The 15,664-nt window shown below is 70.6% G+C and carries 12 protein-coding genes; 6 read left to right on the top strand and 6 right to left on the bottom strand.

The window, feature by feature from the left end; translation table 11 throughout:
• Window positions 1–44: 44 nt before the first annotated feature.
• Window positions 45–3,557 carry a methionine synthase gene (gene metH / locus ACIQK6_RS34140; protein WP_329103757.1) on the bottom strand — a complete coding sequence of 1,171 codons (3,513 nt, stop codon included), beginning with the start codon at window positions 3,555–3,557 and terminating at the stop codon, window positions 45–47.
• Window positions 3,558–3,832: 275 nt separating this feature from the next.
• Between metH and ACIQK6_RS34135 the strand changes: the two genes are divergently transcribed.
• The 5 genes from ACIQK6_RS34135 (at window position 3,833) to ACIQK6_RS34115 (ending at window position 10,079) form a co-directional block, all read left to right on the top strand.
• Window positions 3,833–4,600 (top strand): IclR family transcriptional regulator, encoded by a 768-nt coding sequence (locus ACIQK6_RS34135; protein ID WP_329103756.1) that lies wholly within the window; start codon window positions 3,833–3,835, stop codon window positions 4,598–4,600.
• A gap of 314 nt (window positions 4,601–4,914) precedes the next feature.
• Window positions 4,915–5,697, top strand: a complete 783-nt coding sequence (locus tag ACIQK6_RS34130; protein ID WP_329103754.1) for an MIP/aquaporin family protein — start codon at window positions 4,915–4,917, stop codon at window positions 5,695–5,697.
• A gap of 81 nt (window positions 5,698–5,778) precedes the next feature.
• Complete coding sequence (gene glpK / locus ACIQK6_RS34125) at window positions 5,779–7,305, top strand: glycerol kinase GlpK (RefSeq protein ID WP_329103752.1); 1,527 nt, start codon at window positions 5,779–5,781, stop codon at window positions 7,303–7,305.
• 40 nt (window positions 7,306–7,345) lie between these two features.
• Window positions 7,346–8,953, top strand: coding sequence for a glycerol-3-phosphate dehydrogenase/oxidase (locus tag ACIQK6_RS34120; protein ID WP_329103750.1), 1,608 nt, complete (start codon window positions 7,346–7,348; stop codon window positions 8,951–8,953).
• 127 nt (window positions 8,954–9,080) lie between these two features.
• Complete coding sequence (locus ACIQK6_RS34115) at window positions 9,081–10,079, top strand: PAC2 family protein (RefSeq protein ID WP_329103748.1); 999 nt, start codon at window positions 9,081–9,083, stop codon at window positions 10,077–10,079.
• A gap of 155 nt (window positions 10,080–10,234) precedes the next feature.
• Here the strand turns inward: ACIQK6_RS34115 and mshC are convergent, their stop codons facing one another.
• The 4 genes from mshC to ACIQK6_RS34095 form a co-directional block, all read right to left on the bottom strand.
• Window positions 10,235–11,464 (bottom strand): cysteine--1-D-myo-inosityl 2-amino-2-deoxy-alpha-D-glucopyranoside ligase, encoded by a 1,230-nt coding sequence (gene mshC / locus ACIQK6_RS34110; protein WP_329103746.1) that lies wholly within the window; start codon window positions 11,462–11,464, stop codon window positions 10,235–10,237.
• Window positions 11,465–11,574: 110 nt separating this feature from the next.
• The gene (locus tag ACIQK6_RS34105; protein WP_402696482.1) at window positions 11,575–12,426 is read right to left on the bottom strand and encodes an SCO1664 family protein; all 852 of its coding nucleotides are present in this window, start codon (window positions 12,424–12,426) and stop codon (window positions 11,575–11,577) included.
• A complete protein-coding gene (locus tag ACIQK6_RS34100; protein WP_329103742.1) occupies window positions 12,390–12,980 on the bottom strand; it encodes a DUF3090 domain-containing protein in 591 nt (196 codons plus the stop codon). Before ACIQK6_RS34100 ends, ACIQK6_RS34105 begins: the two co-directional genes overlap by 37 nt.
• Before the next feature lie 77 nt (window positions 12,981–13,057).
• Window positions 13,058–13,777: a histidine phosphatase family protein gene (locus ACIQK6_RS34095; protein WP_329103740.1), complete on the bottom strand. Its 720-nt coding sequence runs from the start codon at window positions 13,775–13,777 to the stop codon at window positions 13,058–13,060.
• A 54-nt stretch (window positions 13,778–13,831) separates the two neighbouring features.
• On the opposite strand from ACIQK6_RS34095, the gene corA reads away from it, so the two are divergent.
• A complete protein-coding gene (gene corA / locus ACIQK6_RS34090; RefSeq protein WP_329103738.1) occupies window positions 13,832–14,824 on the top strand; it encodes a magnesium/cobalt transporter CorA in 993 nt (330 codons plus the stop codon).
• On the opposite strand, the gene ACIQK6_RS34085 is transcribed toward corA, so the two are convergent.
• Complete coding sequence (locus ACIQK6_RS34085; protein WP_329103736.1) at window positions 14,802–15,632, bottom strand: ferritin-like domain-containing protein; 831 nt, start codon at window positions 15,630–15,632, stop codon at window positions 14,802–14,804. The genes corA and ACIQK6_RS34085 overlap by 23 nt on opposite strands.
• Between the last annotated feature and the right edge of the window lie 32 nt (window positions 15,633–15,664).

Raw genomic sequence — 15,664 nt, 5'->3', positions numbered from 1 at the left:
GGCGACCGGCCTGTATGGGACCGACAAGTGTACGTCGGTGGAGCTCAGCGTGCGTTGAAATACTTCGCTTCGGGGTGGTGGATCACGATCGCGTCGGTGGACTGCTCCGGGTGGAGCTGGAACTCCTCCGACAGGTGGACGCCGATCCGCTCCGGCTCCAGGAGGTCGGCGATCTTCGCGCGGTCCTCCAGGTCGGGGCAGGCGCCGTAGCCGAGCGAGAAGCGGGCACCGCGGTACTTGAGGTCGAACATGTCCTCGACCTTCGCCGGGTCCTCACCGCCGAATCCGAGCTCGGCGCGGACGCGGGCGTGCCAGTACTCGGCCATGGCCTCGGCGAGCTGGACCGAAAGGCCGTGCAGCTCCAGGTACTCGCGGTAGGAGTCCGACTCGAACAGCTTGGCGGTGGCCTCGCCGATCTTCGAGCCGACGGTGACCACCTGCAAGCCGACGACGTCGGTCTCGCCCGACTCCTCGGGGCGGAAGAAGTCCGCGAGGCACAGGCGTCGGCCGCGACGCTGGCGCGGGAAGGTGAAGCGGGTCCGTTCGTTGCCGGCGTCGTCGAGGATGATCAGGTCATCGCCCTTAGAGACGCAGGGGAAGTACCCGTAGACGACGGCGGCTTCCAGCAGGTTCTCGGTGTGCAGCTTGTCCAGGAGGCCGCGCAGCCGCGGACGGCCCTCGCTCTCGACGAGCTCCTCGTACGTGGCTCCGCCCGCGCGGGCCTGCTTGAGGCCCCACTGGCCCTTGAAGAGGGCGCCCTCGTCGAGCCAGGAGGCGTAGTCCTTGAGCGGGATGCCCTTGACCACGCGGGTGCCCCAGAACGGCGGGGCGGGCACCGGGTTGTCGACGGACACGTCGGAGCGGCCGCCGGACTCCTCCGGCTCCTCCACCTGGAGGGCCGGAACGTCGCGCTTGGCGACGCGGCGCTGCTTGAGCTCGGGCAGGGTCGCGCCGGGGACGCCGCGCTTGACGGCGATCAGGGCGTCCATGAGGCGCAGGCCCTCGAAGGCGTCGCGGGCGTAGCGGACCTCGCCCTCGTAGATCTCGTGGAGGTCCTGCTCGACGTAGGCGCGGGTGAGGGCGGCGCCGCCGAGGATCACCGGGTAGTCGGCGGCCAGCTTGCGCTGGTTCAGCTCCTCCAGGTTCTCCTTCATGATCACGGTCGACTTCACGAGCAGGCCCGACATGCCGATGACGTCGGCCTTGTGCTCCTGCGCGGCTTCGAGGATCGCGGAGACGGGCTGCTTGATGCCGATGTTGACGACGTTGTAGCCGTTGTTAGTGAGGATGATGTCGACGAGGTTCTTGCCGATGTCGTGGACGTCGCCGCGGACGGTGGCGAGGACGATCGTGCCCTTGCCCTCGTCATCGGTCTTCTCCATGTGCGGTTCGAGGTACGCGACGGCCGTCTTCATGACCTCGGCGGACTGGAGGACGAAGGGGAGCTGCATCTGGCCCGAGCCGAAGAGCTCGCCGACGACCTTCATGCCCTCCAGGAGGGTGTCGTTGACGATGTCGAGGGCGGGGCGGGTCTGAAGGGCCTCGTCGAGGTCGGCCTCCAGGCCGTTCTTCTCGCCGTCGATGATGCGGCGCTGCAGTCGCTCGTCCAGCGGCAGGGCGAGGAGTTCCTCGGCGCGGCCGGCCTTGAGGGACTTGGTGTTGACGCCCTCGAAGAGGGCCATCAGCTTCTGGAGCGGGTCGTAGTCGCCGTCGCGCCGGTCGTAGATCAGGTCGAGGGCGGTGGTGACCTGCTCCTCGTCGAAGCGGGCGATCGGCAGGATCTTGGAGGCGTGGACGATGGCGGAGTCCAGGCCGGCCTTGACGCACTCGTCGAGGAAGACCGAGTTCAGCAGGACGCGGGCGGCCGGGTTGAGGCCGAAGGAGATGTTGGACAGGCCGAGGGTGGTCTGGACGTCCGGGTGGAGCCGCTTGAGCTCGCGGATCGCCTCGATCGTGGCGATGCCGTCCTTCCGGGACTCCTCCTGGCCGGTGCAGATGGTGAAGGTCAGCGTGTCAATGAGGATGTCCGACTCGCGGATCCCCCAGTTGGCCGTCAGGTCCTCGATGAGCCGTTCGGCAATGGCGACCTTGTGCTCGACGGTGCGGGCCTGGCCCTCCTCGTCGATGGTCAGCGCGATGAGCGCGGCGCCGTGCTCCTGGGCCAGTCGGGTGACCTTGGCGAAGCGGGACTCGGGGCCGTCGCCGTCCTCGTAGTTCACGGAGTTGATGACCGCGCGGCCGCCGAGCTTCTCCAGGCCCGCCCGGATGACGGGAACCTCGGTGGAGTCCAGGACGATGGGCAGGGTGGAGGCGGTGGCGAAGCGGCCAGCCAGCTCCTCCATGTCGGCGACGCCGTCGCGGCCCACGTAGTCCACGCAGAGGTCGAGCATGTGCGCGCCCTCGCGGATCTGGTCGCGCGCCATCTCCACGCAGTCGTCCCAGCGGGCCTCCAGCATGGCTTCGCGGAACTTCTTGGAGCCGTTGGCGTTGGTGCGCTCGCCGATCGCCATGTAGGAGGTGTCCTGGCGGAAGGGCACGGTCTGGTAGAGCGAGGCGGCGCCGGGTTCGGGCTGGGGGGTGCGCTCGGTGACGGCCGTGCCGCGGACCCGCTCGACGACCTGGCGCAGGTGCTCGGGGGTCGTGCCGCAGCAGCCGCCGACCAGGGAGAGGCCGTACTCGCGGACGAAGGTCTCCTGGGCGTCGGCGAGCTCGGGGGCGGTCAGCGGGTAGTGCGCGCCCTGCTTGGTCAGGACGGGCAGGCCGGCATTGGGCATGCAGGAGAGCGGGATGCGGGCGTTGCGCGCGAGGTAGCGCAGGTGCTCGCTCATCTCGGCGGGGCCGGTGGCGCAGTTCAGGCCGATCATGTCGATGCCCAGCGGCTCCAGGGCGGTCAGGGCCGCGCCGATCTCGGAGCCGAGGAGCATCGTGCCGGTGGTCTCGACGGTGACGGAGCAGATCAGCGGGACGGTGACGCCGAGGGCTTCCATGGCCCGGCGGGCGCCGATGATCGAGGACTTCGTCTGCAGGAGGTCCTGGGTGGTCTCGACGAGCAGCGCGTCGGCGCCACCGGAGAGCAGGCCCTCGGCGTTGATCTGGTAGGCGTCGCGGATCTGGCCGTAGGTGATGTGGCCGAGCGTGGGGAGCTTGGTGCCGGGGCCCATGGAGCCGAGGACCCAGCGCTGCTGACCGGTGGAGGCGGTGAACTCGTCGGCGACCTCGCGGGCGATGCGCGCGCCGGCCTCCGACAGCTCGAAATTGCGTTCGGCGATGTCGTACTCGGCGAGCGCCGCGTAGTTCGTGCCGAAGGTGTTGGTCTCGACGCAGTCCACGCCCACCGAGAAGTACGCCTCGTGGACGGAGCGCACGATGTCGGGGCGGGTGATGTTGAGGACCTCGTTGCAGCCTTCGAGCTGCTGGAAGTCCTCCATGGTGGGGTCCTGCGCCTGGAGCATCGTTCCCATGGCTCCGTCGGCGACGACCACGCGGGTCGCGAGCGCCTCCCGGAGGGCATCGGCCCGGGTCTGGGTGTCGGCGGGCGGGGTGGGCAACGAAGCCATGGGTGCTCCCTGGGATGCGACGGCTGTCGGCTTTGCACCCCCTCTGTGTCAAGGGTGCACGCGGCCAGGGTAACCGCGAGGCAGGCGCCCCGGTGTGGGTGTCCCACGTGGCGGACTGCATTCTGTGGCGGGGACTTTCCGGGGCGGTGTCCCTGCGACGGTACGGCGAACAGCTGTCCGACGGTGCGCAAGGTCGACATCGACCGATACTGTTCAGCATTGTCGAACCGCGTCAAGATGGTCAGTACTACCGAAGGTCTGCAGGAGGCTGCACGATGGCACGGAACATCCAGTCGCTCGAACGAGCCGCTGCGATGCTGCGACTCCTGGCGGGCGGCGAACGCCGGCTGGGACTCTCGGACGTGGCGTCCTCGCTGGGCTTGGCCAAGGGCACGGCCCACGGCATCCTGCGCACCCTGCAGGCCGAGGGCTTCGTGGAGCAGGACCCGACCTCGGGCCGGTACCAGCTGGGCGCGGAGCTGCTTCGCCTGGGCAACAGCTACCTCGACGTGCACGAGCTGCGCGCCCGCGCCCTGGTGTGGACGGACGACCTGGCCCGGGCGAGCGGCGAGAGCGTGTACGTGGGCGTGCTCCACCAGAGCGGGGTGCTGATCATGCACCACGTGTTCCGGCCCGACGACAGCCGCCAGGTGCTGGAGGTCGGGGCCATGCAGCCGCTGCACTCCACCGCGCTGGGCAAGGTGCTGTCCGCCTACGATCCGGTGGCGCACACCCAGGCCCTGGAGGTCGAGCGCGAGGCGTTCACCCCCCGTACGGTCACGGACGGCATCGGCTTCGAGGAGGTCCTCGGGCTGACCCGGGCGCGCGGCTGGGCCGCCGACGTCGAGGAGACCTGGGAGGGCGTCGCGTCGGTGGCGGCGCCGATCCACGACCGGCGCCGGATGCCGGTGGGCGCGGTGGCGGTGGCGGGCGCCGTGGAGCGGGTGTGCGGCGAGGGCGGCGAGCCCCGTGCGGCCCTGGTGGCCTCGGTGCGGGACTGTGCGCGTGCGGTTTCACGCGATCTCGGCGCGGGCCGGTTCTGACCTCCCTTTAGCAGGTTTAGGCCATCACCTGGCCCCCTTCTGCCCTTTTTTCGCCCTATCTCGGCCATCGAATGGCTGGATTTGGCTGATCGCACCTACGGGTAACGATCCGACACATTGGCCTGGCCGACCCTTGACGCGTTCTTCACTTGGGCGGAAAACTGCCGTTCATCGGTCGGCATTGTCGAACACCTACCGGCAATACGCGCTAGGATGCGACAAGGCCAAGGACCGGTGCAGAACTCACCGAGTGCGCGGAACCACCGGAGGGACCCGGTGTCCGCCCACCCCTGGACGTACGTAAGGAGTCGCGGGTGTCCAGCTCCGACATCTTCATCGGCGAGACCATCGGTACCGCCCTGCTCACCCTGCTCGGTGGTGGCGTCTGCGCCGCCGTGACACTCAAGAGCTCCAAGGCCCGCAATGCGGGCTGGCTCGCGATCACCTTCGGCTGGGGCTTCGCCGTCCTGATCGCCGCCTACGTGTCCGCGCCGCTCTCCGGTGCGCACCTCAACCCGGCGGTCACCGTCGGCCTCGCCGTCAAGACCGGCGAGTGGGGCGACACGCCCGTCTACTTCGCCGGCCAGCTGCTGGGCGCCATGCTCGGCGCGGTCCTGATGTGGATCACCTACTACGGGCAGTTCCGCGTCCACCTGGCCGACCCGGAGCACATCCGCGACGCCAAGCTCGGTCCCGAGGACCCGCACCCGCACGACGTGGCCGGTCCGGTGCTCGGCATCTTCTCCACCGGCCCCGAGATCCGTAACGTCGTGCAGAACCTGGCGACCGAGATCATCGGTACCGCCGTCCTGGTCCTGGCGATCTTGACCCAGGGCCTCCAGGACGGCGGCAAGGGCCTCGGTGTCATCGGCGTCCTGATCACCTCGTTCGTGGTCGTCGGCATCGGTCTCTCGCTCGGTGGCCCGACCGGCTACGCCATCAACCCGGTGCGCGACCTCGGCCCGCGCATCGTGCACGCCCTGCTGCCGCTGCCCAACAAGGGCGGCTCCGACTGGGGTTACTCCTGGATCCCGGTGGTCGGCCCGCTCGTCGGTGCCGCGCTCGCCGGTGGTCTGTACAACATCGCGTTCGCCTGATCAGCAGTACCGGCAAGATCGTAAGATCCGCACCGCCCTCCTGATTCCGCCTACTCACCCGACCTGCCAGGAGCAGCCAACATGACCACCAGCACCGGTCCCTTCATCGCCGCGATCGATCAGGGCACCACCTCCTCCCGCTGCATCGTCTTCGACCGCGACGGCCGTATCGTCGCCGTCGACCAGAAGGAGCACGAGCAGATCTTCCCGAAGCCGGGCTGGGTCGAGCACGACGCGACCGAGATCTGGACCAACGTCCAGGAGGTCGTCGCCGGAGCGATCGCCAAGGCGGAGATCACCGCCGCGGACGTCAAGGCCGTCGGCATCACCAACCAGCGCGAGACCACGGTCCTGTGGGACCGCCACACCGGCGAGCCGGTGCACAACGCACTGGTCTGGCAGGACACCCGCACCGACGCCCTGTGCAAGGAGCTCGGCCGCAACGTCGGCCAGGACCGCTTCCGCCGCGAGACCGGCCTGCCGCTGGCGAGCTACTTCGCGGGCCCGAAGGTCCGCTGGCTGCTCGACAACGTCGAGGGCCTGCGCGAGCGCGCCGAGGCCGGCGACATCCTCTTCGGCACCATGGACTCGTGGGTCATCTGGAACCTCACCGGCGGCGCCCAGGGCGGTGTGCACGTCACCGACGTCACCAACGCCTCGCGCACCATGCTGATGAACCTGCACAGCCTGGCCTGGGACGAGAAGATCGCCGAGTCGATGGGCGTCCCGCTCAACGTCCTCCCCGAGATCAAGTCCTCCGCCGAGGTCTACGGCCACGTCAAGGACGGCGTCCTCGCCGGTGTCCCGGTCGCCTCGGCGCTCGGTGACCAGCAGGCCGCCCTCTTCGGCCAGACCTGTTTCGCCGAGGGCGAGGCGAAGTCCACCTACGGCACCGGAACGTTCATGCTGATGAACACCGGCGACAAGGTCATCAACTCCTACAGCGGCCTGCTGACCACGGTCGGCTACCAGATCGGCGACCAGAAGCCGGTCTACGCGCTGGAGGGCTCCATCGCCGTCACCGGCTCGCTCGTCCAGTGGATGCGCGACCAGATGGGCCTGATCAAGTCCGCGGCCGAGATCGAGACCCTGGCCTCCTCGGTCGAGGACAACGGCGGCGCCTACTTCGTGCCGGCCTTCTCCGGCCTCTTCGCCCCGTACTGGCGCTCCGACGCCCGCGGTGTGATCGCCGGCCTCACCCGGTACGTCACCAAGGCGCACATCGCCCGTGCCGTCCTGGAGGCCACCGCCTGGCAGACCCGCGAGATCACCGACGCCATGACCAAGGACTCGGGCGTCGAGCTCGCCGCCCTCAAGGTCGACGGCGGCATGACCTCCAACAACCTGCTGATGCAGACGCTCTCGGACTTCCTGGACGCCCCCGTGGTGCGCCCGATGGTCGCCGAGACCACCTGCCTCGGCGCCGCCTACGCCGCCGGCCTGGCCGTCGGCTTCTGGCCCGACACCGACGCCCTGCGCGCCAACTGGCGCCGCGCGGCGGAGTGGACCCCGCGGATGCCCGCCGACCAGCGGGACCGCGAGTACAAGAGCTGGCTCAAGGCCGTGGAGCGTTCCATGGGCTGGGTCGACGACGAAGACGCCAGCTGACCGCACCAGCTGAGTCAATCGACGAGGAGCTAAGAGAGATATGAGCAGCCTGCAGAGCGTGACCGCACTGGGCACGCACCCGACCGCCGGTGCCAACGTCAGCCGCGCACAGACCCGTGAGCAGCTGTCGAAGGCCACGTACGACCTGCTGGTCATCGGTGGTGGAATCCTGGGTACCTCCGTGGCGTGGCACGCCGCGCAGTCGGGCCTGCGGGTTGCCATGGTGGACGCCGGCGACTTCGCCGGCGCCACCTCCTCGGCCTCCTCCAAGCTCGTCCACGGTGGCCTGCGCTACCTGCAGACCGGCGCGGTCAAGCTGGTCGCGGAGAACCACCACGAGCGGCGGGTGCTGGCCAAGGACGTGGCCCCGCACCTGGTCAACCCGCTCACCTTCTACCTGCCGGTCTACAAGGGCGGTCCGGTGGGTGCGGCCAAGCTGGGCGCGGGCGTCTTCGCCTACTCCGCCCTCTCGGCCTTCGGCGACGGCATGGGCAAGGTCATATCCCCGGCCCGTGCCGTCGCCGACAACCCTGGTCTGAAGACGGACAACCTCAAGGCCGTGGCGGTCTACTACGACCACCAGATGAACGACTCCCGCGTCGCCGTCATGACGGTCCGTGCGGCCGTCGAGTCGGGCGCGGTCGTCCTGAACCACGCCGAGGTCACCGGACTACGCAAGACGCGCGGCCGGGTCACCGGCGCCGAGCTCAAGGACCGTCTCGACGGCACCGAGTTCGGGGTCGACGCGCGCGTCGTGCTCAACGCCACCGGCCCGTGGGTGGACCACCTGCGGCGCATGGAAGACAAGCACTCCATGCCGTCGATCCGCCTCTCCAAGGGCGCGCACATCGTCATGAAGCGCAAGTCGCCGTGGAAGGCCGCCATGGCCACCCCGATCGACAAGTACCGCATCACCTTCGCCCTCCCGTGGGAGGACCAGCTGCTGCTCGGCACCACCGACGAGGTGTACGAGGGCGACCCGGCGGACGTGCGCGCCACCGAGTCCGACATCACGCAGATCCTGGACGAGGCGGCCTTCTCGGTGAAGGACGCGGACCTGGACCGCTCGCTGATGACGTACGCCTTCGCGGGCCTGCGGGTGCTGCCCGGCGGCCCCGGCGGCGTCGAGAAGGCCAAGCGCGAGACGGTCGTCTCCGAGGGCGCCGGCGGCATGCTGTCGGTGGCCGGCGGCAAGTGGACGACGTACCGCCACATTGGCCGTGTGGTCATGGACAAGCTGGCGAAGCTCCCGGGCAGCCCGCTGACCGAGGACATGGAGCCGGTGAAGTCGCTGGTGCGCCGGATCGCGCTGCCCGGCGTCGCCAACCCGAACGCGGTCGCGCACCGACTGCTGGTGGACCGGGAGCCGGGGACGCGGATGGACCCGCTGACGGCCCGCCACCTGGCTTCCCACTACGGCTCGCTGGCCTTCGACATCGCGCGCATCGCGAACGAGGACCCCGCGCTGGCCGAGCGGATCCACCCGGACGGTCCGGAGATCTGGGCGCAGGTCGCCTACGCCCGTGACAACGAGTGGGCCGAGACGGTCGACGACGTGCTGCGCCGCCGTACGACGGTGACGATCCGCGGCCTGGACGACGACTCCGTGAAGGCCCGGGTCGAGGAGATGCTGGCCCGCAAGGCATAGCTCTTGCGCAGGTGGGGAAGAGGGGCGGTTCCGAGGGGAACCGCCCCTCTGTCGTGGGCTGTGGCCGGTGCCTCATCAAGGCTTAGGCTGACCCACGTACGCAAGGGAACTTCGGAAGGAGACCTGGGTGATCGAGCTTGAGGGCGTGCCCGAGCTGATCGACCCGGTCATGGTGGCCGCGTTCGAGGGCTGGAACGACGCGGGTGACGCGGCCTCCGGTGCGGTCGCACACCTGGACCGGGAGTGGAAGGGCGAGGTCTTCGCGGCGCTCGACGCCGAGGACTACTACGACTTCCAGGTCAACCGGCCGACGGTATGGCTGGACAACGGGGTACGGAAGATCACGTGGCCGACGACGCGACTGTCGGTGGTCCGGATCGGCGGTGCCAAGCCGCGGGACCTGGTGCTGGTCCGGGGCATCGAACCGTCCATGCGGTGGCGGTCGTTCTGCAACGAGATCCTCGGTTTCGCGCACGAGCTGGGCGTGGAGATGGTGGTCATCCTGGGCGCGCTGCTCGGGGACACCCCGCACACCCGGCCGGTGCCGGTGAGCGGGGTCACCTCGGACGCGGACCTGGCGCGGACGATGGACCTGGAGGAGACCAAGTACGAGGGCCCGACGGGCATCGTGGGCATCTTGCAGGAGGCGTGTACGCACGCGGGCGTCCCGGCGGTGTCCTTGTGGGCGGCGGTGCCGCACTACGTCTCCCAGCCGCCGAACCCGAAGGCGACGCTGGCCCTGCTGAACCGGCTCGAGGATCTGATCGACATCCGGATCCCGCTGGGCGAACTGCCGGAGGACGCCCGGGCGTGGCAGTTGGGCGTGGACCAACTGGCCGCCGAGGACAGCGAGGTGGCGGAGTACGTCCAGACGCTGGAGGAGGCGCGGGACACGGCCGACCTGCCGGAGGCCTCGGGGGACGCGATCGCGCGGGAGTTCGAGCGGTACCTGCGGCGGCGCGACCCGGCGGCGGGCCCGGCGGCGGAGCCGGGCGACGGCTCCTACCTGCGGGACACGACCGGGGGCCTCCCCCGTCCCCCGAAGCGCAAGCCGGACCCCTCCGGGGAGGATCCCGAGCCGCCGGCCGCCCCGTCCCCCGGCGAGGACGACGCCCCGGACGCGTAGGCGCGCCCTCCCGCCGTCTCCCGGGCGCTGCCCGGTTTCGGGAAGGGGCGGGGTGGGGAAGCTCCGCGCAGCGGCCGGCGCGTCCCCGTCCGACGGCGGAAAGGGAGATGCCCCCGGCCCGGTGGGCCAGGGGCATCGGTGTCGCTGCGGCCGGGTTACAGCGCCACGCCCAGGAGGGCGTCCACCGTGCGGGAGACCAGGCCCGGGGCAGACTCGTCGTCGCCGTCGGTGGCGTTCTGGAGCTCCACCCAGCGGTCCACGGCCGCCAGCGCCGCAGGGGCGTCCAGGTCGTTCGCCAGGGCTTCGCGGACCTCTTCGAGCACGGCGTCCGCCGGGATGCCGTCCGGCCGGGACACGGCCGCGCGCCAGCGCTCCAGCCGGGCCACGGCCTCGTCGAGGACGGCCTCCGTCCACTCCCAGTCGGCCCGGTAGTGGTGCGAGAGCAGGGCCAGGCGGATCGCCGCCGGGTCCACCCCGGCGCGGCGCAGCGCCGATACGAAGACGAGGTTGCCCTTCGACTTCGACATCTTCTCGCCGTGCAGTGCCACCATGCCCGCGTGGACGTACGCCTTGGCCATCGGGAACTCGCCCGTCAGCGCCTGCGCGTGCGACGCACCCATCTCGTGGTGCGGGAACGCCAGGTCGGAGCCGCCGCCCTGGATGTCGAAGCCCATGCCCAGGTGGTCCAGGGCGATCGCCACGCACTCGATGTGCCAGCCCGGCCGGCCGCGGCCCAGCGAGCCGCCGTCCCAGCTCGGCTCGCCCGGACGCGCGGCCATCCACAGCATCGGGTCCAGCGGGTTCTTCTTCCCGGGCCGGTCGGGGTCGCCGCCCCGCTCGGCCGAGAGCAGCCGCATCGCCTCGGCGTCGAGGTGGGAGACCCCGCCGAAGTGCGGGTCGGCCTCGACCGAGAAGTAGGTGTCGCCCTCGAGCTCGTACGCCGCGCCCGCGTCCCTCAGCCGCTCGACCAGCGGCACGATGCCGGGTATGGCCTCGACGGCTCCGATGTAGTGCTGCGGGGGCAGCATCCGCAGGGCCGTCATGTCCTCGCGGAAGAGTGCGGTCTCGCGCTCCGCCAGCTCGGTCCAGTCCTGGTTGTCGCGCAGCGCCCGCTCCAGGAGCGGGTCGTCCACGTCCGTGACGTTCTGGACGTAGTGGACCTGCCGCTTGGTGTCGAGCCACACGCGTTGTACGAGGTCGAACGCGTTGTAGGTCGCCGCGTGACCGATGTGGGTCGCGTCGTACGGAGTGATGCCGCAGACGTAGATACGGGCGACGGGACCGGGGGCGAGGGTGATCGTCCCCTGGGTCGCGGTGTCGTGGATCTGGAGGTCGCGGCCCTTGCCAGGAAGGGCGGGGACCTCAGAAGCGGGCCAGGCATGCATGTCTCGAGCCTAACCGGACGGATGTTCCGGAAACGAACTGGACCTGCACTGTTGTCTTGATCGGCACTCTTGCGGTCTGGCCGATTCTGTGCGTACGACCAATGGCTGATTCAGACCGGTGGCCAGGGGATCGACGGCCACTGCCCGGACGGCCGGGGGTGGGTTCCGGTGCGCAGCAGGTGCCCCACCCGGTCCCGTACGGCGGCCAGCTCGACCGGCGTGATCAGTTCGGCCAGCCGGGTGGCGAGCGGGGCCCCCTCGGCCAGCCCGTCGGCGAGCGCGGCCAGCACCTCGCGCGCCTCGTCGGTCAGCGGCTCGCCCGCCCAGCCCCACAGGAGGGTGCGCAGCTTGTCCTCGGCGTGGAAGGTCACGCCGTGGTCGATGCCGTAGAGCCGGCCGTCGGGCGCGGGCAGCAGGTGGCCGCCCTTGCGGTCGCCGTTGTTGATCACGGCGTCGAGTACGGCGAGCCGGCGCAGTCGGGGGTCGTCGGCGTGCACGAGCAGCGCGGTGCGGCCTTCGCCGACCTCGGCGAGGGCGACGGCCTTCCAGCCCTCCCCTGCCTCCTCGCCGTCGACGAGTCCGAGGAGCGCTCCCAGCGGGGCGTGCTCGTCCGGCTGCTCGGCGTCGATCCACTGCTGGACCATGCCCTCGCCGTACGGTCCGTCGCGCAGCACGGTGGCGGGGACCAGGCCCCATCCGGTGGCCTCGGAGATCAGGTAGGCGGCGACCTCCCGGCGGGCGAGGTTCCCGTCGGGGAAGTCCCACAGCGGCCGCTCGCCCTTGACCGGCTTGTAGACGCAGTCGGCGCTCACGTCCCCGTGCGTGACGCTGCACAGCAGGACGGCGTTGGACGCGTCGCGGATCCGGCCTATGACGGTGAGCTCGCCCCGGGCGAGCAGTTCCTCCATCTTCTCCCCCGTGTCCCTCACGCCTGGCGCCGGTAGCCGTTCTGGCGCGGGCACACGTGCCCCTCCGGGTCCAGCGGGAGGCTGCACAGCGGGCACGGCGGGCGGCCGGCGTTGACGACGTCCAGGGCCCGTTTGGCGAAGGCCCGGGCCTGGGAGCCGGTGAGGCGGACCCGCAGCATCGGCGGGCCGTTCTCCTCGTCCTGGAGGAGCCGCTCCTCGGCCTCGGCGAGGTCTTCGTCGGAGTCCGCGTCGAGCTCGACGAGCGCCTGGGCCTCGACGATCATGCGCTGCTCCTCGCCGTCCCAGGCCAGGGCCATGGTGCCGACGCGGAACTCCTCGTCGACCGGGACGTCCAGCGGCGCGGTGTCGGCGGCCTCGGCGGGGGCGACGGCCGGGACCGGCGCGTTGCCGCCGGTCCGCCGTACGACCTCGTCCAGCAGCTCGTCCATCCGCTCGGCGAGCGCCGCTACCTGGGTCTTCTCCAGGGAGACGCTGGTGACGCGGGGGCCGGCGGAGGCCTGCAGGAAGAACGTACGGCGTCCCGGCAGACCGACCGTGCCGGCCACGAAGCGGTCCGGGGGGTCGTAGAGGAACACCTGACGGGGCACGTCCAGTCTCCAAGTCTCGGCGGCAGGGGCAGGTCTGCGCCCTTGTGTTGGCCCGTCCACCCTACTGCGCCGGGCGATCAAGCCGCGCCCGCGCCGCCTCCCACGACGGCGTTCCCCGCGTCTTCGGTGTCCTTGTCGGAGGCGACGCTCTCGGGTGCGGCGGGGCGCCGGACGAGCGGGCCGAGGTCCCCGGTGTCGCCGAGCCGGAACACGAAGGGCCGGGTGGCGGTGTACCGGACGGCCGTCACCGAGCAGGGGTCGACGTGGATGCGCTGGAAGAGGTCCAGGTGCATGCCCAGGGCGTCCGCGACCAGGGACTTGATGATGTCGCCGTGCGAGCACATCAGGAAGACGGCGTCGCTGCCGTGCTCCTGCTCGATCCGCGCGTCCCAGTCGCGTACGGCGTCCACGGCGCGCGCCTGCATGGCCCGCATGGACTCGCCGCCGGGGAAGGCTGCGGCCGACGGGTGCTGCTGGACGATCTTCATCAGCGGTTCGTCGGAGAGCTCGGACAGTTTGCGGCCCGACCAATCGCCGTAGTGGCACTCGCCGATCCGCTCGTCGGTGTGCAGTTCCAGCTCCGGCCGGGCGGCCATCAGGGGTGCGAGGGTGTCCCGGCAGCGCTGCAGCGGGCTGGTGACGGCGGCGGCGAGCGGCACCCCCGCCAGCCGGCCGGGCAGCGCGGCGGCCTGCTCCGCGCCGCGCTCGTCGAGGGCCACTCCGGGGGTCCATCCGGCGAGCAGCCCAGCGGTGTTGGCGGTGGACCGCCCGTGTCGTACGAGGATCAGCGTGGCCATGGGGCCAGCGTATGCGCTGCCGCACGTGTGCGGGCGGGCCGTGGGCAGGGAAGAATGCCCGGCGTGATTGTGGACTGCGCGATTTACCGGGACGGCCGCCGCACCGAGGGGCCGGACGATTTCTCGGACGCCCTCGACGAGGCCCGGGCGGCCGGTGACGCCTTCTTGTGGATCGGCATGCACGAGCCGACCGCGAAGGAATTCGACCACGTCAGCCAGGAGTTCGGCCTGCATCCGCTGGCAGTGGAGGACGCGCTGACCGCGCACCAGCGCCCGAAGCTGGAGGTGTACGACGATTCGCTGTTCGTCGTCCTCAAGCCGGTGCTGTACGACGAGGACGCGGACACGGTGACCGCGGGCGAGCTGATGGTGTTCATAGGGGACTCGTTCGTCGTCACGGTCCGGCACGGTGTGGGGGCCCCGCTGGCGGCCGTGCGCCACCGGCTGGAACAGGAGCCGGACGTGCTGCGGCACGGCCCGACGGCGGTGCTGTACGCGGTGTCCGACGCGGTGGTCGACCACTACATCGAGGTGGCGGCCGAGCTGCAGGCGGACCTGGAGGAGCTGGAGGCCGAGGTCTTCGCCCCGAACGCCTCGGACACCAAGAACACCGCCGCCCGGATCTACGGTTTCAAGCGGCAGGTGCTGGAGTTCCGGCGGGCGACGAGCCCGCTGCTCCAGCCGATGGACCGCCTCGCCTTCGGGGAGGTCCCCTTCGTCCACGAGCACGCGCAGCCGTTCTTCCGCGATGTCGCCGACCACTTGACCAAGGCGAACGAATACATCGAGGGCCTGGACCGGCTGCTGTCGGACGCGCTCGCCGCGCACCTCGCGCAAATGGGCCTGCGGCAGAACGACGACATGCGCAAGATTTCGGCCTGGGCGGCGATGGCGGCCGTCCCGACGATGGTGGCGGGGATCTACGGGATGAACTTCGACCACATGCCGGAGCTGCGGCACGCCTGGGGCTACCCGGCGGTGCTGGTGGTCATGGCGGGTGCGTGCGTGGGCCTGCACCGGATGTTCAAGCGCCGGGGCTGGCTCTGAGCTCCCTCTCGCGCGGGGCGTGGGCGGGCCCGGCCGCGGCGCCCGGTGCGCCGCCGAGGGCGTCCAGGCGCTCGGGCAGTCGCAGGTTCACCATCCGGTGCCAGCCGCTGAACCGCTCGTACGCGTACATCGCCCGGATGCCGGCGGCCAGCGAGGCCGCTTTCGGGGCCGGCCAGTGCAGCAGCCGTCCCATGTGGCTCATGACGGCGAGGCTCACGTCGCGGTAGACGGAGATCTCGGCGAGCGCGCTCTCGCGGAGCACCCGCTGGATGGTCCGGCCGTAGCCGGAGCGGGCCAGGCGCAGCAGTTCCTCGTGGCAGTAGGCGAGGTGGTTGTCCTCGTCGTGGCTGATCAGGTGGATCGCCTTGCCCACCTCGGGGTGGTCGCCGAAGTACTTGACCAGCATGTCCATCTGGTCGGCGGCACGCTGTTCGGTGACGCGGCTGTGCGCGAGGTAGACGACGATGTCCTCCTCGCTCAGCGCCACCTCGCGGCGCAGCTTCTCGTGGGCGAGGCCGATGCCGCGGCGCTCCAGCAGCATGGTGTAGTCGGTCTCGGGGGGTACCGGGACGGCGGGCAGGCCCCGCTTGCGGAGCAGCGCGTTGAAGATCCGGCCGTGCTTGTCCTCGTCGGCGCCGTGCCGGGTGATCTTGGGCGCGAGGTGGCGCATGCCGTCCGGCACCAGGGCCGCGATGCGGGCGTTCTCCCAGCCGCCCTGGGTCTCCCCGCTGGCGGCGATGGAGCAGAACAGCTGGAAGGAGTCGTCGTTGTCCACGATCTCCTGGAACAGGCTGCGGGCAGAGAGCATGGAACGAGTCAAACTCCGGTGGGCGGGGCGGG

Origin of the sequence: Streptomyces sp. NPDC091682, from assembly GCF_044756625.1 — a bacterium.
Lineage (GTDB): Bacteria > Actinomycetota > Actinomycetes > Streptomycetales > Streptomycetaceae > Streptomyces.
The sequence above is the reverse complement of the archived record's forward strand: the minus strand, read 5'-3'. Positions and strand labels throughout refer to the sequence as shown.

Excerpts from the sequence above, each read along its gene's own strand:
- ACIQK6_RS34135 (WP_329103756.1), top strand. The coding sequence starts at position 3,833 with ATGGCACGGAACATCCAGTCGCTCGAACGAGCCGCTGCGATGCTGCGA.
- ACIQK6_RS34095 (WP_329103740.1), bottom strand. The coding sequence starts at position 13,777 with ATGGCCACGCTGATCCTCGTACGACACGGGCGGTCCACCGCCAACACC.
- glpK (WP_329103752.1), top strand. The coding sequence starts at position 5,779 with ATGACCACCAGCACCGGTCCCTTCATCGCCGCGATCGATCAGGGCACC.
- ACIQK6_RS34085 (WP_329103736.1), bottom strand. The coding sequence starts at position 15,632 with ATGCTCTCTGCCCGCAGCCTGTTCCAGGAGATCGTGGACAACGACGAC.
- metH (WP_329103757.1), bottom strand. The coding sequence starts at position 3,557 with ATGGCTTCGTTGCCCACCCCGCCCGCCGACACCCAGACCCGGGCCGAT.
- mshC (WP_329103746.1), bottom strand. The coding sequence starts at position 11,464 with ATGCATGCCTGGCCCGCTTCTGAGGTCCCCGCCCTTCCTGGCAAGGGC.
- corA (WP_329103738.1), top strand. The coding sequence starts at position 13,832 with ATGCCCGGCGTGATTGTGGACTGCGCGATTTACCGGGACGGCCGCCGC.
- ACIQK6_RS34120 (WP_329103750.1), top strand. The coding sequence starts at position 7,346 with ATGAGCAGCCTGCAGAGCGTGACCGCACTGGGCACGCACCCGACCGCC.